The organism is Streptomyces adelaidensis, from assembly GCF_016598475.1.
Lineage (GTDB): Bacteria > Actinomycetota > Actinomycetes > Streptomycetales > Streptomycetaceae > Streptomyces > Streptomyces adelaidensis.
Map to the genome: position 1 here is coordinate 1 of NZ_JAEMUX010000084.1, position 20,421 is coordinate 20,421.

Genomic DNA, 20,421 nt, shown 5'->3' on the forward strand with positions numbered 1-20,421 from the left:
GCGGTCAATCGCCAGCAGTCCGAACCCCAGTGGGAACGCGAGGCGGCAGGGGCCGTGTGCGAGCAGGTTCGCCAGTTCATCGAGGTCAGCGGCGGCACCACGGCCCGGCTCTCCCGCGAGCAGAAGAGCCGGTTCGTCGCCATCTGCTGGACCGCCCAGATGTTCAAGCACTTCGAGGACCCGAAGCCGGGCTACGTGGCCGACTGGCCCGACCTCCCGTCCTGGCAGCAGGAGACCGACGCCGACATCTTCGAGGCCATTGAGAAGGCACTGAGTTGACCACCTGCTACTTGAGCAGGTGGTCACCGGGACTCAGCGGACCGGGTGGGGACCGTCGGCTGCGCCACGGTCCCCAACAGACCGCTACTCCGTAGCAGTAGGCCGCCGCGAAGCCGACATCGCCTCGTCCACGTCCCTCAGGGGCCGCAACCGATACGTGTACGCATAGTCCCGGCCGGCGAGGAGCTTGTACTCGTCGTGGGTGTGGGCGCCCCAGCTGTTGTCGCCGCCGACGCCCATCTGGCGGTGGTTGACGCGCAGGACGACCTCGTCGCGGGGGGTGAGCTGGTAGTCGTGGCGGACGCCCGCCGACAGGTCCTCCGGGGTGAAGTACGAGGCGTTGACCTCGATCAGCTCGTCGCCGGAGACGAGCAGGCCGACACCGTCGCGGTCGGTCAGGGCGGCCCAGCGGACGTCCGTCTTGTTGCCGTTCTCCTGGGGGCGGATGTAGCCGGACCACTGCTCGGCGACCGCGGAGGAGTAACGGCCCACGTCGGTGCCGTTGTTGCGGTCCCAGTGGTTCTCCTCGGGGCCGCGTCCGTAGTAGTGCAGCCGGTCGAGGCGGCGCGGGAGGAGGAGGAGGGTGCCGACCTCCGGGATGTACGGGAGGGAGGCGGCGCCCGGGTGCAGGGTGTTGTCGACCTTGATCTCGGCGTTGCCGAAGACGGTGTAGGTGGTCGAGTACGTCGACTCGGTGGTGGTCGGCAGGGTGCCCTCGACCTTGATCTCGACGGCCCGGGTGCCCAGGGGCCGTACGGTCACGGCCGTCACCTCGCGACGGGTGCCCGCGTCCCGCCAGGTCTGGTTGCGGATGTGCTGGCCGTTGCCGTTGTCGTTGTCGGTCGGGGCGCGCCAGAAGTTCGGCACGGGCCCGGAGGCGATGAGCCGGATGCCGTTGACGACGTAGGAGGTGAGGGTGCCGGTCTTCTTGTCGACGGTGGCCGTGAAGCCCTTGCCGGTGACGCTGACCGCCGCCTCCGTGTCCTTGTACGCCAGGGCCGGCACGCTCGCCAGCGGTACGGGTGTCACCGCCGGGCCGGCCGCGTCGAGGGCGAGTTGCTGTGCGGCGACCTCGAAGCCGGCCTTCGCCCACGGGGTGCGCTCCTTCGTGGTGAAGGAGAGCTGGAGGAAGTACTCGGTGCCGGGCGCGGGGTTGCCGGGGAGCTGTACGGGGACCTTGATGTCCTTGCTGGACAGGGGCGGGACGTCGAGCTGGGCGCGGGTGAGGCGGCCGCGCCGGACGACCTCGCCGTCGGCGACGAGCGCCCAACCGCCGTCGAACTCCCGGAGGTTGGTGAAGAGGTACTCGTTGGTGAGGGTGACCGCGCCGACCGTCGGCCCGGCGGTGGCGTTGATGGCCTGGTAGATCCGCTTGACCTCGGCGGCCTTGCCGGTGTGGCCCCGGTCGGCGGTGACGACGCCGTCGGCGACGAAGGCCCCGTCGTTGGGGTGGTCGCCCCAGTCGCCGCCGTACGCGAAGAAGGTCTTGTCGTGCGGCTTCTGGGCCTTCCTCTCCTCGAACCCGACCGTGGCGGCGTCGAACCAGAACCGGACGCCGTCGTCCTTCGGCCCCCGCCCGTCGGCGGCCAGCTCGGCCGCGGTGAGGGCGCGGGCGTAGACCCGGGCCCGCCGGATCGTGCCGCTGAACTCGCGGGTCGGGTTGTCGGTGTCGGTGCCGAGGGCGAGCGGGGCGGTGTTGACGGAGGGCCTGCGGGTGGTCGTACGGGTGGCCTTCGCCTCGCCGTCGACGTAGAGGGTGAGGGCGCCGGAGCCGGCGTCGAAGACACCGGCTAGGTGGTGCTCGGCGCCCGTCCAGCCGTCGGCGGGCAGCGCCCAGCTCGCGCTCACCCACTGCCCGCCGCCGTAGATGAAGAACTCCACGCTCCTGTCGCTCTGCTTCAGCGCGTACTGGGTGTCGCCCTTGGCGAGGATCGGCTGGTGGTAGCCGGTGAAGCCGGGGGTCACCCAGGCTTCGAGGGTGAGCGAGCCGGTGAGGTCGAGGGAGGGGTCGCGGGCGAAGACGGCCGCGTAGGTGACGCCCTTGTCGCGGTCGAACGTGCCGGAGCCGTTGACGACCTCGCCGCGCAGCGCGTTCGGCCCGGACTCGGTGAACAGCTGCCGCCTCGGCGTCGGCGTGGTCAGGGACTGGTCGGCGAAGTCCCATATCCAGCCGCCCTGGAGGACGTCGTAGCGGCGGATCAGGTCCCAGTACTTCTTGAAGTTGCCGTTCGAGTTCCCCATCGCGTGCGAGTACTCGATCATCACGTACGGCCGGGTGTCGGCGGTGTCCTTCGCCCGCTGCTCGACCCGCGCCGGACTGTCGTACATCTCCGAGCGGATGTCGCTGATCGTCGGCCGGTCGTCGCCCTCGTACTGGACGACGCGGGTCGTGTCGTAGGACTTGATCCAGTTCCGCATGTTCACGAAGGTGCTGCCGCCGCCGGCCTCGTTGCCGAGCGACCAGATGATGACGCAGGCGTGGTTCTTGTCGCGGTGGACCATGTTCTGCGCGCGGGCCACGCAGGCGGCCGACCAGTCGGGGTCGTTGCCGGGGAAACGGTCGCGGATGCCGTGGGTTTCGAGGTTCGTCTCGTCGACGAGGTAGAGGCCGTACTCGTCCGCCAGTTCGTACCAGAGCGGGTTGTTGGGGTAGTGCGAGGTGCGGACGGTGTTCATGTTCAGCCGCTTGATGATCTCGATGTCCCCGACCAGGTCGGCGCGGGTGAGCGCCATGCCCCGGTCCGGGTGGATCTCGTGCCGGTTGGTGCCCCGCAGCGAGATGGGCTGCCCGTTGATCCGCATCAGGCCGTCTTCGAGCGCGAACTCCCGGAACCCGACGCGGTGCGAGAGCGTCTCGACGACCTTCCCGCGCGGGTCGCGCAGCCGGAGGACGGCGGTGTAGAGGTTCGGGTGCTCGGCGGACCAGAGGGCGGGGGAGGGGACGGCCTTGCTCGCCTGTACGGTCACGTCCTCGCCGGTGGCGCCGACGGTGACCGGCTGGTGGAGCGGGCGGGTCCAGACGGGGTGGCCCCGGTCGTCGTAGAGCTGGGTCTCGACGGAGTACGAGTCGCCGGTGCCCTTCTCCGTGTAGCCGCGCACGCTCGCGGTGACGGACAGCTCGGCGGTCGTGTAGTCGTCGCCGAGGGGGGTGTCGAGCCGGAAGTCGCGCAGGTGTACGGCCGGGGTGGAGTAGAGGTAGACCGAGCGGAATATCCCGCTCAGCCGGATCATGTCCTGGTCCTCCAGCCAGTCGCCGTCGGAGTAGCGGTACACCTCGACGGCCAGGTGGTTGGTCCGGCCCGGCTTCAGGTGCGGGGTGATGTCGTACTCGGCGGGCGTGTACGAGTCCTCGCTGTAGCCGACCGGTTCCCCGTTGACCCACACGTAGTGCGCGGACTTGACGCCCTCGAAGTGCAGGAACGTGCGGCGCCCGTCCCAGTCCCTGGGGACCGTGAACGTCCGCCGGTACTGCCCGACCGGGTTGTACGAGGTGGGCGCGGCCGGCGGCTGGGCGTTCTCGCCCTTTCCGTTGGGGCCCCACCACGGGTAGGTGATGTTGACGTAGATCGGGAAGTCGTAGCCGTGCAGCTGCCAGTTGGCCGGCACCGGGATCTTGTCCCAGCCGCTGTCGTCGACGTCCGGCTTGTAGAAGTCCTGGTCCCGGTCGTCCGGGCGGTCCGCGTACGCGAACCTCCACTTGCCGTCGAGGCTCAGCCGGTACGGGGAGCGGGTGCGGTCGGCGGCCAGGGCCTGTCTGGTGTCCGCGTACGGCATGAGGGTGGTGTGCGGGGGTTCGGTGCCGACGCGGAAGAGGGCGAGGTTGCCGTTCCACTCGGGGGTGTCGGCGGCGGCCGCCGCTGGGGCACCGGTGCGGGGGGCCGCGTACGCGGAGCCGGCGGAGCCGCCGGCGAGGGCCATGGCGCCGAGGAACGCGGTGCCGCCCTCGAGGAGACGGCGGCGGCTGACGGCGGGGCGCGGGTGGGAGTGGGGGTGGGCGTGCGGGTGGGGCTGGGGCTCGGACTGGGGCTGCTGGTGCGGCTGCGAGTGCGGCATGTACCGGGGCCTTCCTCGACGACATTGGGGTGCACGTGCGGAGGAGCGTCGGATGCTGTCCGATGATGTTGAGAAAACCGGGCCCACCCTAGGACTTCGAACAGAAGTGGAGCAATGAATCTGTCGGACTTTGTGCGGTCCTGGGGGGTGCGGCGGGCCGAGTGGGGTGCCGTGGCCGTCGTATGTCTGGGGCCGGCGGTGGCGGGGTTCGTGTGCTGTGTGGCGGGTGGGGTGGTGCCGGCCCGGCTCGGGGAGGCGCCGGAATCGGGAACGGAGGGAAAGGCAACCTCCGGGCCGGTCGGCGGCGACGACAAGGTGAAGTGAAGGCACGTGAAATCCCGCCCCCACAAGGGAGTTCACCTATGCGCATCCACATCGCAAGAGTGCTCGCCGTGCTCGCCGCCGTACTGGCGTTGCTCCTCGCGCCCGGCATGACCGCCCCGTCCCCGGCCGTGGCGCAGCCCGGGGAAGCGGCGGCGGACGTCTGGAACCCGCCCGCCAACCTCGTCCAGCCCCTGGGCGAGGTCTGGAACCACGTCTCCTCGACCTACCCCGACCTCTACGGCTTCCGCAACTACGGCTGGGACCAGATCATGGCCAACCGGGGAAGCGTCAACTACTGCGTCCGCTGGGAGTCGGACACCCCGGTCAGCGCGGCCCTGCGCGACCAGATCCACGCCGCGCTGAAGAAGCAGTTCGGCAAGTGGATGGCGGCGATGGTCGACAACGGCGCGGGCACCAACGCCTGGCCGTACACCAGTGTCCCCGTCAACATCGTCGGCTGGGCGGTGAAGAACCGCTCCACTCTCCAGTGGACCGACGACTCCGTCGACATCTACACCAACCTGCTCGACGGCGGCGGAGCCCCGCAGTGCGCCCCCGACTGCGGCCGCTTCTTCCACCAGGACGGCAACTACTCCCGCTGTCCCGGCGGCGCCGCCCGCCACTACGACCAGTCCCTCTGGCTCACCGAGGGCTTCCAGGGCGGCGCCGGCGGCGACTGGGGCCAGCGCGTCGGCCGGGCCTACTTCACCGGCGCCCTCGCCCAGGAGAACATCCACATCTACCTGCACGAGGTCGGCCACACCTTCGGCCTCGACGACTTCTACGACTGGTCCCCCACCGGCCAGTGCTGCTTCGTGATGAAGGCGGGCAGCGCGACCCAGATCACGGAGTTCGACAAGTGGATGTTCCGTGACTTCTGGCGCCATGTGAAGTACCGGTACGGCCTCTGAACCCGGGTTTCGCCCTCGCTCGCCTTGGCGGGGTCGCCGATGGCCGCCGCGGTGTGGCCGCGACCCCGCCGGTCCACCCCAGGTCGGACCCGGCTGCGGCCAGCCCCTGTCAAGGGGGGTGGCCGCAGCCCCGATCCGGGGGGCGGGCGTACTGATCCCGCGCCGGGACCCTGGCAAGGTCGTCCACGAGCGATCGATCGGCCCGCGCAAGCCGGGCGACGACCAGGGGGAGAACAACCATGCTGAGCAAGCGCATCGCAGCCGCAGTCCTGCTCGCCGCGACACTCACCGGGGCCTTCGCACCCGTCGCGGCGGCCCGGCAATCCGATCCGGTGCGGCGGCAGCTGGATCTGCTCGTCGACCGGGACGGGGTACCGGGCGCCCTCGCGTACGACGGCAGGACGACGCGTACCGCTGGCGTCGCGGATCTGCTGTCGGGCAGGCCGATGGTCGATGAGCAGGGCCGATTCCGGCTGGCCAGCAACACCAAGGCATTCACCGCGGCAGCCGTGATGCGCCTGGTGGCGGACGGGCGGATACGGCTCGACGCCCGGGCGGGCACCTACGTGCCACAGCTCGCCGAACGCACCATCACCGTACGCCAGTTGCTCAAGCAGACCAGTGGGCTCCCGGAGTACACCACGCTCGCCGACTGGAGCCTGCCGCCCGGCACACCCGAGGACTATCTGGGCCTCGCGCTCAAGGAGAAGCCCGATTTCGATCCCGGCACCGACTGGGGCTACTCCAACACCAACTACCTGGTGCTCGGCATGGTGATCGACAAGGTCACGGGGGTCGACTTCCGCACCTACGTCGAGCGCGCCATTCTGCGTCCGCTGCGCCTGGACGACACCTACTGGCCCGCGCCCGGCGAGCTGCGCCTGCGCGGACCGCACGCCCGCAACTACGGCATCCACCCCGCACGTCCGGAGGCCGGCCGGGTGGATGTGACCGAGCTGCCCGGGTACGAGTTCGGTGCGTCCGGCGGTCTTGTCTCCACCCCCGAGGATCTCAACGCCTTCTGGGACGGCCTGTTCGGCGGCCGGCTCCTTCCCGGTTGGGCGACGCGCCTGATGACCCAGGACACCACTGACGTCGGCGGCCGCGACGTCTACCCGGCGGGCAGCCGCTACGGCTACGGTGTCGCCTCGATCCCGCTCAGTTGCGGCGGCGTCTACTGGGGCCACGGCGGCGATCTGCCGGGTGGCTCGGTCGGGGGCGGCCGGGCCACGGGCGGCCGCGGCACCGTGACCGTCTACACCACGACGTGGGCCGCCGAAGGCGAGAGCCTGCGCCGTCTCCAGGGGGCGGTGGACGTGGCCCTGTGCGCCGACGGACGCTAGCCCGAGTCCCAACCTTGCCCTGAACGGCGGGAGGTGTCGTGGGCGGGCGCGAGTACGAAGTCCGCGTAGCCGATGAACCGTAACGGCCCGTCGGGCTTCTGGCCGCTCTCCTCCAGCGACTCGCGGGTGGCCGCCTGACGAGGAGATTCGTGGCGCCCCCACAGCCCCTGGTGTTCGCGGTGCCGTGCCATGACAGATGTCATGGCACCGCTGTGAACCTGATCGTCCACGGGGTGGATGTAAGGAGCGCCGGTGTGTCGAGACAATCACCCGACGGGGCCCGCGAGTTGAATGACCGGGGCCGTCGGTCAGGACCAGAGGGAACGTCTCGAAGGGGGAAAGCCGTGCGTATCAAGCGCTTCAAGCGTCTCGTCGGCACCGCACTGGGCACCACGTTGGGCACCGCACTGAGCACCACGATCCTGCTGGTCACGCCGGTGCCGGCGGTGGCGGCCGGGCCCGGAGCCGCCGCCGGTACGGCCGCGGGGCAGGGCCGATTAGACCGAGCCGGGCTGCGCGGCACGCTCGACGCGATCCACGAGGCCGGCATGTACGGCACGTACTCGTCCGTCCGCGAGGGCAGTGACCGCTGGACCGGCGCGTCGGGTCTCGCCGATGTGGAGACGGGGCGGAAGGTGACGCCGGGGATGCGGCACCGGGTGGGCAGTATCACCAAGACGTTCACGTCGGTGGCGATCCTGCAGCAGGTGGAGCGGGGCCGCGTCAGCCTCGACGCGCCGGTGACGCGGTACGTCCCGGACCTCTTCCCCGGGGCCGACCGGGAGCGCGGCGACGCCATCACCGTACGCATGCTCCTCAACCACACCAGCGGCATCGGCGACTACGTCCTCGGCGCCTTCCCCTCCCTCGCCCAGGGCTCCACCACCAGCCTCGACGAGGGGCGTTTCCGCTCGATCAGCCCGGCGGAACTGGTACGGCTGGGCCTCGCGGCCGACGCCACCGGCCGCCCCGGCGAGCTGCCGGGCTCGTACGCCAACACGAACTACGTCATCGCCGGCCTCGTCCTGGAGAAGGTCACCGGGCAGAAGGCGTCGACGTACATCACCCGCCACGTCATCGACCGCGCGGGCCTGAACCACACGACGTTCCCGCGCACCCCGTACATCAAGGGCCCGCACGCCAAGATGTACGAGTCCTTCTACGGTCTCATCGACCCGCCCCGCGACTACAGCGTCTACGACATGTCCTGGGGCTACACCGCGGGCGCGATCATCTCGACCACCGACGACCTGAACCGCTTCTACCGCAAGCTGCTCGCCGGTGACCTCGTCGGCCGGGAGTCCCTGGCGGAGCTGCGGCGCACGGTTCCGGTGGAGGTCGCCCCGGGCGCCGCCATCGACTACGGCCTGGGCATCTACACCCTCGACCTTCCCGGCTGCGGCCGCTTCTGGGGCCACGACGGCGGAGTCTTCGGCGCCGGCACCATCAGCCTCACCAGCGCGGACGGCTCCCGCCAGCTCAGCATGGGCTGGAACCTGATGAAGTACCAGCGCCTCAACGAGGACGGTACGGCCCTGGAACCGAGCCCGATCGACGAGGCGGTCAACGAACACATCGTCGAGGCGCTGTGCGGGACGCCGGAGACCGGGACGCCGGAGACCGGGGCGGCGGCGGAGACCGGGGCGGCGTCCCGGCCCGCCGCGGCGGCGGATGCGGGCCGAGCCCTTCCCGACGGTCTGGCCGGAGTGGACCTGTCCACCGGAAGCCGGCCGGTGGCGGCCCTGAAGTGACGCTGAACTGACGCCCGTGGGTGGGTAGAACGCTCCCGTAACGGCCGACGAGCCGCCGATGCACGCCGATGCACCGCAGGGAGTACGTTTTGCCCACCTTCGTCATCTTCGACCTGGAGTTCACGACCTGGCCGGGGGCCATGGAGCAGGACTGGTCGGCCCCCGGCCAACTCCGCGAGATCGTGCAGATCGGCGCGCTGCGCCTGCGCGAGGACCACACCGTCGTCGAGGAGTACGAGGCGCTGGTCCGGCCGGTGGTGAACCCGGCGCTCTCCCCGTTCTTCACCACCCTCACCGGTATCGACCAGCGGACGGTGGACCGCGACGGCCTCCCCCCGGCCCGCGCACTGAGCGACTTCCTCGCCTTCTGCCAGGGCGGATCCGTCCTCTCCTACGGCAACGACATGCTCGTCCTCGGCGAGAACATCGGCTGGGCCCGCGCCCGGGGCGAAGAGATCAAGCACAATGCCCTCGCCCCCGGTTTCCTCAACATCCGCCCCTGGCTCAACACCGTCGCCCCGACCACGGCCGCCACCAACTCGGGCCGCCTCTGGCAGGTCCTGGGCCTGCCGTCCCCCGCGCCGGGCGCCGAACACTCCGCCCTCTTCGACTGCCACTCCATCGCGGCGACGCTGAGGCACCTGTCCGGTACGGGGGTCAGGCTGCCGAAAGGGCTCCTGTAGTCGGCCGGTCCCCGGTCTCCGGTCCCCGGTCTCCGGTCCCCGGTCTCCGGTCCCCGGTCCCCGGTCCCCGGTCTCCGGTCCCCGGTCTCCGGTCCCCGGTCCCCGGTCCCCGGTCTCCGGTCTCCGGTCCCCGGTCCCCGGTCGTCAGGGTGTCGCGAGGCGGTCCAGTTCCTCACCGATCGCTTCGCGCAGCCGGTCGTGCCGGGGCCCGTGCGCGTACCGCTCGTCGCTCCACCGCTCCCGCGGGTACAGCCACACCGGCCTGCCGACCAGTTCCTCCGGCTCCCACTCGTACCGGGGCCACACGTGTACGTGCAGAAACGGGTCGGTGTTCCCGAGGATCTCCAGATTGACCCGCCGAAACGCCGGATCGAGCCGCCCGCAGGCCCGCTCGACGGCCTCCCCGAGCCGGTCCATGTCCGCCAGGAACGCCGTCCGCCGGTCTCTCGGCAGCTCCGACAGGCGCCCCACCGCCGGATCGTCCACCAGGAGCACCGAGTACCCCGGCAGGAACTGCACGTCCCCGATCGCCGCGAACCCGGCCGCCATCCTCCGCACCACAGTCGGATTCCCACCCCGCAGTGCGCTGCCGATCCGGTCCGCCCGCCAGTCCTCAGCCATGACGGGCGACCCTACAAGGACGAAGCCGGCGGAGGGCCGCGCTCGAAAGGGGCTTTGCATGATCATGCGTTAGCGTGCATAATCTTCCTATGTCCAAGGTCCTCACCTCTCTTCCGGCCGGCGAGCGCGTCGGCATCGCCTTCTCGGGCGGGCTCGACACCTCGGTCGCGGTCGCGTGGATGCGCGACAAGGGTGCCGTCCCCTGCACCTACACCGCCGACATCGGCCAGTACGACGAGCCCGACATCGCCTCCGTGCCCGGCCGCGCGAAGGCCTACGGCGCGGAGATCGCGCGCCTGGTCGACTGCCGGGCCGCCCTGGTCGAGGAGGGCCTGGCCGCACTGACCTGCGGCGCGTTCCACATCCGCTCCGGCGGGCGCGCCTACTTCAACACCACCCCCCTCGGCCGCGCCGTCACCGGCACGCTCCTGGTCCGGGCGATGCTGGAGGACAACGTCCAGATCTGGGGCGACGGCTCCACCTTCAAGGGCAACGACATCGAGCGGTTCTACCGCTACGGCCTGCTCGCCAACCCGCACCTCAGGATCTACAAGCCCTGGCTGGACGCCGACTTCGTCACGGAGCTCGGCGGCCGCAAGGAGATGTCGGAGTGGCTGGTCGCCCACCAGCTCCCCTACCGGGACAGCACGGAGAAGGCGTACTCCACCGACGCCAACATCTGGGGCGCCACCCACGAGGCCAAGACCCTGGAGCACCTGGACACCGGCGTCGAGACCGTCGAGCCCATCATGGGCGTCCGGTTCTGGGACCCCGAGGTCGAGATCCTCACCGAGGACGTGACGATCGGCTTCGACCAGGGCCGCCCGGTGACGATCAACGGCAAGGAGTTCGACTCCGCCGTGGACCTCGTCATGGAGGCCAACGCCATCGGCGGCCGCCACGGCCTCGGCATGTCCGACCAGATCGAGAACCGCATCATCGAGGCGAAGAGCCGCGGCATCTACGAGGCCCCCGGCCTGGCCCTCCTCCACGCCGCGTACGAGCGCCTCGTCAACGCCATCCACAACGAGGACACCCTCGCCCAGTACCACACCGAGGGCCGTCGCCTCGGCCGGCTGATGTACGAGGGCCGCTGGCTCGACCCGCAGGCCCTGATGATCCGGGAGTCCCTCCAGCGCTGGGTCGGCTCCGCCGTCACCGGCGAGGTCACCCTGCGGCTGCGGCGCGGCGAGGACTACTCGATCCTCGACACCACCGGCCCCGCCTTCAGCTACCACCCCGACAAGCTCTCCATGGAGCGCACCGAGGACTCCGCCTTCGGCCCCGTCGACCGCATCGGCCAGCTCACCATGCGCAACCTCGACATCGCCGACTCCCGCGCCAAGCTGGAGCAGTACGCCGTCCTCGGCCTCCTCGGCTCCGCCAACACCTCCATCGGCGCGGCCCAGGCCGCCGCGACCGGCCTCATCGGCACGATGCAGGAGCTGCCCGAGGGCGGCGCCGAGGCCATCGCCTCCCGCGGCGAGACCACCGGCTCCGACGCGGACGAGCTGCTCGACCGCGCGGCGATGGAGTTCGGCACGGACTGACGCCCACCGACTCCCCTGGCTCCACGGACTCCACCGGCGAGGCCGGCTCGACGCCCACCACGTCGAGCCGGCCTCAGGTGTTTCCGCCCGCGCCGGCCAAGCAGTTCATCGACGGACACCGCACCGGCGCAGGCCCTCCCGGCTCGTCCGCACAGCGCGACCCGGCGACCCGGCGACCCGATGACGCCTGCGACAGCCAGCACCCCCGTGGTGTTGTGAACCTATCGGGGTGATGTCCTCCATTGGCGACCAGTGTTGTCGTTCTCCGTGCCAGACTGGCGGGGCAACGGGGAAACTGCCACTGGCTCCGGCCCGCTCCGGGAGGACGGTGTGCCGGGAACGGGTACGGGGATGCTGTCGTGTTGTCGCTCTTCCCGGAAGGGATCTTCACTCCACACGCGTTGCTGGACGAACGCGCGATCGACGTTCTCGCGGTGGCGACGCAGCGCTGCTCGGGAACGGTCCGCCCGAGTGACATCCTGTACGCCGCGATCGACTCCGGCGACCAGGCGGTGCTGTCCGCACTCGCGCTCACGCTCGCCGAAGGCGCCCAACCGCGGCATGTGCTGGAGACCATCGCGGCGTACAACCCCGAGAACCGGGGCGGAGAAAGCTTCGACTTCGACGGACGGCGTGAGCGGTTCGCGGCGGACACCCTGGCGGCCCTCGACGGCTTCGCCGCGGAGTTCGGCCAGGACCAGGACCGGCTGCGCCCGGTCTGCCTCGAACTGCTCGTCGCCGCTGTCCTGGACCATCCCGACCCCGGTGACCAACGGTTTCTGGGCATCCTCGACACCGTGGCCGCCGCACGGACCTTACGGGACCGGGTGCGCGTCAGCACCGAGCCGCCGCCCCCGCTGCTGGACGCCACCGGGCGGCTGCGTTCCGAGGAGTTCTCGGCGGACGCCTGGGCGGTTCTGGAGCAGGCCGCGGAGCGCGCCGGGGAGTTGGGGTACGACCGGCTGCTGCCCCCGCACTGCTTTGTGGCTCTGCTGAGCGAGACCGAAGGGATGACCGAGCGGCTCGTCCGGCTCCAGATCCCGCCCCAGCTGGGCCTGGCGAAAGTCGCGGAGATGCTGAGCGGCGCCTTCCGGCTGTCCCAGCACGGAAAGGACACGCCGCCGCTGCACCGGGACGGCCTGGGCGAGCAGATGCTCGACCTGCTCCGACGGGCCCGGCACGCCGCCGTGGTCTGGGGTGCCGAACTGATCGACACACCGCATCTGCTCGACGCCCTGCTGGAGGATCCGCAGCCGAGGCTCGCGTCGGTGCTGCGGACGGACCCGCTCAGGGTGGACCTCGCCCGGATGCGTGAGCTGCTCGCCCAGTCCGTGCGGGAGGCCCGTGCCTCGGGACCGCGCGAGGTCGCCTTCCGGTTACCGCCGGAGTCACCGCCCGCCGAGGACCTCACCTGGCTGGCCCGAACCCAGGGGATCGCACCCGCCCGGCACCTGGAGCGCTACTTCGACGCCCTGGGCCGCGCCCTGCACCGTACGACCGACAACCATGTGCTGATCACCGGCCCCGCCGGAGTCGGCACCACCACGCTGGTGCGCGAACTGGCCAGGCGCGCGGCCGCCGGAGAGTTACCCTTCCTGCGGCGGAAGCGGCTGCTGCGCGTCGACTGCCGCGACATTCCGGAGACCGAGAGCGGCGCCAGACTCGCCCGGATCATCGCCCATGTCGCCGGACGCACCGATCTCATCGTGTGCCTGGACGGGCTCGGCTCCATCCTCACCGGCCCCCAGGGCACCGATCACGTACCGGCCCTGCGCAGTGCGCTCAAGGAGCGCCGGATCCACCTCGTGGGGGTTCTCTCCGGCCAGGAGTACGACGATCTGCTGGCCGCCGACCACGCCTTGCGCGAACTCACCACCCGTATCGACATGACCGAGCCGGACCGGGCGTCCGCCCGGGACATGGTCCGGCAGGCGGCGGACGCGCTGGAAGCGGAGTTCGAGGCCGGGGTCGACGACCGGGCCGTCGACCGGGCGGTCGTCCTGTCCGGGGACTACATACTCAACCAGCGGCTGCCGCTCGCCGCCGTCAAGGTGCTCCGCCGGGCCTGTGAGGACCTCGACTACCGCCGTACGCAGATGGGGGACTCCCGGGCCGTCGTGGACACGGACGACGTCGTGCGGGTGATCGCCGAGGTGTCGGGCGTGCCCGCGGGGCAGATCGCCGGCACGGGGGGCGAACGGACCGACTACGAACAGGCGTTGAGCGGCTCGGTCTTCGGCCAGAAGGAAGCGGTCGAGGTCGTCGCGAGCGAGCTGCGCCGGATCAAGGCGGGTCTGGCGGGCGCGAGCGGCGGCCCCGCCTCGGTGATGCTCTTCGCCGGGCTGACCGGCACGGGCAAGACCGAGCTGGCGAAGACCGTCGCGGGTTTCTACTCCTCCTCCAAACGCCTGCAGACCTACCCCATGGAGAACTTCTCCGAGGCGCACAGCGTGTCGGGGATCATCGGCTCCCCACCGGGCTACGTCGGCTTCGAACGCGGCGGCCGCCTCATCAACGAGCTGAACGCCGACCCGTACTGCGTGTTCCTGCTCGACGAGGCGGAGAAAGCCCACCCCGAGGTGTGGCGGCCGTTCCTCAATCTCTTCGACGAGGGCTGGATCGTCGACCAGCGGGGCGTCAAGGCCCACGGCGACCGGGCGATCTTCATCCTCACCAGCAACGCGGGCCAGGAGGTCATCTCCCGGATGACCCGGGAGGGCAGGCCCGACGACGAGATCGTCGCCAGGGTCAAGGAGGCGCTGCTCCAGGTCGGGAGGGGCTCGCACGGCGGTCCTGTCTTCTCTCCCGAGTTCGTGGCCCGTATCCGCCGGATCATCGTCTTCCGCCCGCTGGACCTGGCCGCGATGACCGGCATCTGCCGCAAGCTGGTCGACCGGCAGCGCGAGTTCTGGTCGGTCAAACGGGAGAAGGAACTGATCGTCCCCGATGCCCTGATCGGCTACGCCGCCGGGCAAGGACACGCGCTGAACGAGAAGTCGGGCGGCAAGGAGGGCGGCCGCATCATCGCGAAGCTGCTGTCGGACCTGGTCGAGAACCCCATCCTCCTCGAACAGGAGCGCAGGGAGGACGAGTTCCGCCGGTGCGCCCGCATCGAGCTCGGCTTCCACCACGACGGCGCCGGCGCACCTCGGACGCACGTCCACTTCCGCCCCGCCCCCAAGGGCCCGGCGGGAAAGGAAGCGGGGCCGGGCCATGAGTGACGACGGAGCCGGAACGGACCTGCGGTCGTTCGAGGGCAGGGTGATCAACGACCGCTATGTGCTCACCAAATGGATCGGCCAAGGCGCCTTCGGAGCGGTGTTCCTCAGCGAGCAGCGCATCCTCGGCCGTCCTGTCCGCCGGGTCGCCTGCAAGATCTCCAGGGACGCGGGCATGACCGAGGCGGACGCCCGGCATCGGTTCGCCGACGTGCTGCGGCTGGCCGAGGCGATGGACGGGATGACCGACGCCGAGGCACGCCGCCATCTCGTCCATGTGTACGACGGGGGGCTGGCCCACGACGCCGGCGGCCGGGCGTTCCTGGTGATGGAGTTCGTGCAAGGCACCACGCTCGCCGCCCAGTTCCGGAGTTTCCACAAGGTCTCCGCCAAGCAGCTGTTCATCTGGGCGCGGCAAATCTGTGTGGCGCTGCGCGGCCTGCACGCCCTGGACCAGCCGTTGCTGCACCGGGACCTCAAACCGGACAACGTCCTGCTCGGCTCGGACCTGACCGTACGGCTCATCGACTTCGGCCTGGCCGCCAGGCTGCTGGAGTCCGGGACCGTGCCAGGAGTCGCCGGCACGCTCACGTACATGGCGCCCGAGACCTCGCAGGGGCAGAGCGTGCCCGCCTCCGACCTGTACTCGCTCGGGGTGTTGATGTACGAGGGGCTGACCGGGCGGCTCCCCTTCGAGCATCTCGTACCGCCGCCCGGCCTGCCCGACACCCTGCACGGCGACTGGTTGTACCAGCGGAAGAAGGAGGGCCACACGGCGCCCCCGCCGTCCCGGCTGAACAACACCGTGACGCGCGAGATCGACGCCGTCGTGCTGCGCTGCCTGGAGGTCGAACCCGCGAGGCGTTTCCGCAGTGCGGCGGAGCTCCTGGACGCGCTGGCCGAGGCCGAGGCCGGGACCCGCCGCCCGCCCCCGGGTGAGAGCGCGCTGGAACAGGCCCGCGAACAGGCCGCCGCCGGTGACCCGGCCGGCGCCTGCGACACCCTGCGTACGTGTCTGGACTCCGCCTCGGCGGACCTCTCGCCCGCCCTCCGGCTGGCGCTGCTGAACGAACTCGCCCGCCTGCTCGACACATGTGGAGACCCGGCCGGATCGGCGCGACAGCTGGCCGCCGCCTGGCAGTTGGTGCGGAACAGCGCTCTTCTGCGGACGCGGAAGGAGCGGTGCGCCCTGTTGTCGCGGACGGCCGACGCCTACCGGCGCGCCGGGAACACCTATCAGACGACCCACTTCGAGGATCAGCTGCGCCGCGAGAGAGACAGGGGGTGAGCACGGCGACATGAGTCCGCCCTCGTCCTTCGGTGACTTGTTCTCGTCCTCGGGGCGGCTGCGCAGACAGTGGAAGGCGGCCCTCGCGGAGACCGATCCGCACAGCGGTCTGGCGCGGTTGCGGGAGCTCCGCGTGGCGATGGAGAAGCGCCCCGAAGCGGCCGCCGAGATCTGGATCGGCTTCCTGCGGTCCACGGTAGGACCGCCGTACGGGCAGCTGCTCACCGAGGCCGACTTCGAAGCGCTGGAGATTCTGGGCGGGCGGGTGGCGCAGGCCGCTGGAATCCCCCTCGACCAGGCGGTACGGCCACTGGCGGCGGGCCGCCTCGGGCGTGGTGAGGCGTTACCGGCCGACGAACTGCTGACCCGGCTGTACTGGGCGGAGGGGGTCCAGGACGCCGCCAGGGCCGTACTGGCGGACGAACTGGCCCGGTCCGGTCGCCGCGACGCCCCCCGGATCGAGGTCTACGCCGACCTGCTGGGCCGGGCCGGGCCACGGCCACCGGCGGTCCTCGAGCTCGTCGCCGACGCGACTCGGGTGGACTTCTCCTCGGACCCGGAGCAGCTGCGGCAGGCGGCCTCGCTGGCGGCGGCCGGGCTGCCGGGGGCGGACCGTGCGGCCGGGCTCCACCGGCTGCTCGTCACGGGGGAACTCGACCTGGCCGGGGACAGTTTCCTCGCGGCCCTGGCCGCGGACCCGCACGACGAGACGGCACTCCTGGGGTTGCTGATCACGTACGTACGGGCCGGTCAGGCCGTGGGCATCCCCGGACCGATTCTCGACGCGGCCCGCACGGCCGCGCCGGGCGTGGCCGCGACGGCCGAACTCGCCCGGACGCTGGCCTGGTTCGACCAGGACACCGACCAGCCGCCCCCGTCCTCCGCCGCCCGGCTGGGCGCGCTCGGCCTGCCCCGCGAAGCGGGGCCGTGGCTCGACTACGCCCGAGGCCGCCTGTTCCTGCTCGAAGGTGCCGCGGCGCGGGCCCGCGCACTTCTCCTGCCCCTGGCGAAGGACGACTCCTCCGTCCCCGAGTGGCGCTATCACGCCGCCTGGTCACTGCTCCTGACCGGCGACCGCGCCGGGCTCTGGTCCCTCACCGAGAGGATGACCCGGGACCCGGACGACTGGGCGCTGGCCAGTCTCCTGCTGGACGCCGAGCCGCATGCCGTGACCGGCACCGACGCCGAGCACGCGGCCGCGGCGGTGCCGCCCGGCTACGAGCCGATCGCGCGGGTCCGCCGTGACCTGGCCGCGGGCATACGGACGCCCGGCACCCCCGGCCCACCGCCCTCGGAGGGTGGCGGCGCACCGCGACGGCTGGAGGCCCTGCGTACCGTCCTGGCGGCGGCGTACGGCCGGGCGGCGCGTGAGGCGGACATGGCCGCGTCGCTGAGGGAACCGCTGTACCGGCGGCTGCCGCGGGCCGACCGGTTGCTGTGGTCGGGGCTGCTGGTGCTGCGCGGGGAGCCGGAGGAGGGGCGGCGGCTGCTCGAAGCGGCCCTCGCGCTGGGGCACGAGCGGGCGGCGCTGGTACTGGCTGCGCACCATCTGGAAGAACGCCGTCCGGCCCGCGCGCTCCGGCTGCTCGCCGGGTTGAACGGCGAGAAGGCGGAGTTGCTCAGGACGTGGGCGGAGGCGGTCGGCGGCGCGGGGGACGACGTGGTCGAGGAAGGGCTGGGGCGGCTGACGGCCCACCGGTCGCCCCAGGCGTCGTACGCGCTGGGCGCGATCCGGCTGCTCCGGATCGCCGGGGAGGGCAGCACGCTGGAGCGCGAGGACACCCCTTACCACGCGCGGCAGGCCGCCCGGGATCTTGACAGAGCCATGGCCACCGAGCCGGACGCCGTACCCCCGGACACGGCCGTACTGCTGCGGGCCGCCAGGACGGCCGCCCACGCCACCGCCGTCGCGCCGGGCGACGGGCCGACCGTGCCGGCGCCCTCGGTACAGCAGCACCCCTGGGCGGAATGGGTCCTGGGCCTGGCCCGGCTGGCCGATGATCCCGAAGCCGCCGACGTGGAGCTGTGCCGGCGGCTGGCCTCCCTGGTCGAGGAGGCCGACGAACCGTCCCCCCGGGCGGTGACGGCGCTGGCCGGCCTGCTCGCCGCCGCGGGCATGCTCAGCAAGGTCCCTTATCGCCGGGACGCCATCGCGCGGCTGGTGCGCTCGCTGGCGGAGCGGCACCCCCTGCCGGAGGTGGACACGCTGGCCGATCGGGTCATGGCCGCCGCGATGGCGCTGCCGGCGCCCGGCCGCCCTTCGGTCCTGGCCGCGGAGCCGTCCGGTGTCGTGCATCCGGTGCTGGCGCTGGCCGCCGCCGCGGAGGTGCTCTCGCGGGGCGACCGGGCCGCCGCCGTACGGCAGTTGAGGGCGGCACCGGCGGACAGTGACCTGTGTGCCGTGCTCGCCGACACCCTGGACGGCCGCCCGCTCACGGCGCCTCCACCGGACGGGAGCGGGGAGCAGGCCGCGCTGGTCCGGATCGTGCACGCGGCGGGTGTCGTCGAGAGCGACCCGGAGCGGTGCCTGGAACTGCTCTCCGCGGCGGCGGCCGACTGCGACCTCACCGCCGTCACCGACCTCGCCCGGCTGCTGCCCGCGCTTTTCGCCCACGCCGAGGACGGGGGAGGATCGGGCGGTGCGCGGAAGGGTGGCGCGCGAAAGGGTGGCGCGCGGAAGGGGGGCGGCCGCGGGAGCCGTCCCGGTGTGGTCCGCCCGCCGACCGAGATGATCAAGCAGTTGTCGGCCCAGGACCCGCCCCTGCTCGACGCGGCGGGCCTGGCCGCCTGCGCGACCGCCGTCGGGGACTACGCGACGGCGGCGGAGCTGTGGGAGCGGGCCCTGGGGGAGGCGAGGGAGGACGGCGACGTCCGCGCCCGGTACACCCGGCTGCTCTGCCACCGGGCGGTGACCGCCCACCGCACCGAAGACCCCTTGCGAAGCGCGCAGTTCCTGCACCGGGCCGCCGTCGTGCTGCCGGAGGCCGGGCCCGAGCCCGCGACGGAACGCCTCCCCGCGCGCGAAAGCACCGCGGCATTCGCCCGCGGCAGGGAACTCGACACCTATGCCGGCCGCCTGCTGGATCAGTTCTTCCCCGGCGTGGAACAGGGGATCATCCCCTGGGAACGGCCCGGCCGTTACGCGGCCCTGGAGGCGTTGATCGAGGGCGACGCCAAGCTGGCCCACGCCCTGCGGGCGGCCGAGTCCACGAGGATCGAACGGCGCTGGGCGGACTGTCTGAGGACCCGGGCGTACGACGTCCGGGTCCACCACACCCTGGCGCTGCTGTACCGGGAAACGGCGCTCGGCGGGCCGGCACCCACCGCACGCGTCGGCGCGCACCTCGCCCGTGCGACCGTGCTGTGGACCCTTCTGCTGGGCTCGGAGGGATTCTGGGAGCAGCATGGCGACGAGCCCTCCGGGCCCGAGGCGGAGACCCGGCTGCGCGCCACCGTGTGCCGGGAACTGTTCGGCACGCACCGCAAGCGGGGTGCCGAGGCCCTGCAAGCGGGGGATCAGGACACGGCCCGGCTGCATCTGCGGGTGCTGGAGGCCGCCCGCGCAGGGGCGTCGGCCGTTCGTGACCTGCTGGGGGAGTTCGGCATCCCGTGGTCACCGGCGGTCGACGCGGGGCGCTGGGCCGAAATCTCCGCGCTGGCCGGTGCGGTCACCGACGAGTGGTGCGCCGAGGTCGTCCAGACCGCCGAGAAAGCCGTCAGGGACCCGGCCGCCATCGCGAGACTGGCCGATGGGATCGACAACGACTACGAATCAGGTATCCGTGCGCTGGAACCGATGATCGGTCTCGGCATTCCGCTGATCCGGCTCCTGCAGACCGGGCTCGAATGGTACAACGAGCTGCAGACCTGCCTTTACAAGATGCGCAGGCATGAGGAATTGAAAAAAGTGGCCGGAAGGGCCCGCAGATTCGCCGACGCGCTCGTCCCGCTCTGCGAGCCGGGCAAGGGACATCGCCCGGCCAACTCCGCGCTGGGCGAGCATTTCGTGGACCGCGGACTCTTCGTCGCGGGCGAAAGCAACCTCGCCGCCGTCAAATTCTACGAAGACGCGCTGAAGTGGGATCCCGGCAATCACAGCGCCCCCGGACTGCTGAAGGATGCCCGGTACCGCGCTCGGTTGGACCGTGCCTTCGACGAGTTGAAGGCGAACAACCACACCCGCCTGCTCACCACGGCGGAGGAAGCGTACGGACTGGCGAGCACCGATGAGGACCGTGCGCAGTGCCTGGTCCTCCAGGCCATGGGCCACATCGGGTCCGGAAGAATTTCCGCCGCGCGTGCGGTGCTTGAACGAGCCATGCGTCTCGACCCTTCCGACGAAACGGCCCGATCTCTCCGAGACCGTCTGGGCGGTTGACCATGAAGAAATCAGACATGAA

The 20,421-nt window shown here is 71.4% G+C and carries 12 protein-coding genes; 9 read left to right on the forward strand and 3 right to left on the reverse strand.

Features of this window, described 5'->3' with window-relative positions:
- Positions 1–279: hypothetical protein (locus I8N67_RS33330; RefSeq protein WP_200307998.1), on the forward strand; the 279-nt coding region annotated here is incomplete at its 5' end.
- 84 nt (positions 280–363) lie between these two features.
- On the opposite strand, the gene I8N67_RS33335 is transcribed toward I8N67_RS33330, so the two are convergent.
- Positions 364–4,332, reverse strand: a complete 3,969-nt coding sequence (locus I8N67_RS33335) for a glycoside hydrolase family 2 TIM barrel-domain containing protein (protein ID WP_200307999.1) — start codon at positions 4,330–4,332, stop codon at positions 364–366.
- 362 nt (positions 4,333–4,694) lie between these two features.
- On the opposite strand from I8N67_RS33335, the gene I8N67_RS33340 reads away from it, so the two are divergent.
- Positions 4,695–5,567 carry a hypothetical protein gene (locus I8N67_RS33340; RefSeq protein ID WP_200308000.1) on the forward strand — a complete coding sequence of 291 codons (873 nt, stop codon included), beginning with the start codon at positions 4,695–4,697 and terminating at the stop codon, positions 5,565–5,567.
- 239 nt (positions 5,568–5,806) lie between these two features.
- Positions 5,807–6,910, forward strand: coding sequence for a serine hydrolase domain-containing protein (locus tag I8N67_RS33345; RefSeq protein ID WP_200308001.1), 1,104 nt, complete (start codon positions 5,807–5,809; stop codon positions 6,908–6,910).
- Here the strand turns inward: I8N67_RS33345 and I8N67_RS33350 are convergent.
- Positions 6,907–7,113, reverse strand: a complete 207-nt coding sequence (locus tag I8N67_RS33350; protein WP_200308002.1) for an NUDIX hydrolase — start codon at positions 7,111–7,113, stop codon at positions 6,907–6,909. The genes I8N67_RS33345 and I8N67_RS33350 overlap by 4 nt on opposite strands.
- 141 nt (positions 7,114–7,254) lie before the next feature.
- Here I8N67_RS33350 and I8N67_RS33355 point away from each other — a divergent pair, with 141 nt between their 5' ends.
- Together I8N67_RS33355 and I8N67_RS33360 are read left to right on the forward strand one after the other, a co-directional pair.
- Entirely contained in the window at positions 7,255–8,661 is a 1,407-nt protein-coding gene (locus I8N67_RS33355) for a serine hydrolase domain-containing protein (protein ID WP_307835449.1), read from the forward strand.
- 89 nt (positions 8,662–8,750) lie between these two features.
- Positions 8,751–9,344 carry a 3'-5' exonuclease gene (locus I8N67_RS33360; protein WP_200308003.1) on the forward strand — a complete coding sequence of 198 codons (594 nt, stop codon included), beginning with the start codon at positions 8,751–8,753 and terminating at the stop codon, positions 9,342–9,344.
- A 144-nt stretch (positions 9,345–9,488) separates the two neighbouring features.
- Here the strand turns inward: I8N67_RS33360 and I8N67_RS33365 are convergent, their stop codons facing one another.
- Positions 9,489–9,965, reverse strand: a complete 477-nt coding sequence (locus I8N67_RS33365) for an HIT family protein (RefSeq protein WP_200308004.1) — start codon at positions 9,963–9,965, stop codon at positions 9,489–9,491.
- A gap of 89 nt (positions 9,966–10,054) precedes the next feature.
- Between I8N67_RS33365 and argG the strand changes: the two genes are divergently transcribed.
- The 4 genes from argG (at position 10,055) to I8N67_RS33385 (ending at position 20,399) form a co-directional block, all read left to right on the forward strand.
- Positions 10,055–11,515 (forward strand): argininosuccinate synthase, encoded by a 1,461-nt coding sequence (argG, locus tag I8N67_RS33370; protein WP_200308005.1) that lies wholly within the window; start codon positions 10,055–10,057, stop codon positions 11,513–11,515.
- Between the two features lie 362 nt (positions 11,516–11,877).
- Positions 11,878–14,736, forward strand: coding sequence for an AAA family ATPase (locus tag I8N67_RS33375; RefSeq protein WP_200308006.1), 2,859 nt, complete (start codon positions 11,878–11,880; stop codon positions 14,734–14,736).
- Complete coding sequence (locus I8N67_RS33380; protein WP_200308007.1) at positions 14,729–16,021, forward strand: serine/threonine-protein kinase; 1,293 nt, start codon at positions 14,729–14,731, stop codon at positions 16,019–16,021. The genes I8N67_RS33375 and I8N67_RS33380 overlap by 8 nt, the downstream gene beginning before the upstream one ends.
- Before the next feature lie 10 nt (positions 16,022–16,031).
- A complete protein-coding gene (locus tag I8N67_RS33385; RefSeq protein ID WP_200308008.1) occupies positions 16,032–20,399 on the forward strand; it encodes a hypothetical protein in 4,368 nt (1,455 codons plus the stop codon).
- The last annotated feature ends 22 nt before the right edge of the window (positions 20,400–20,421 follow it).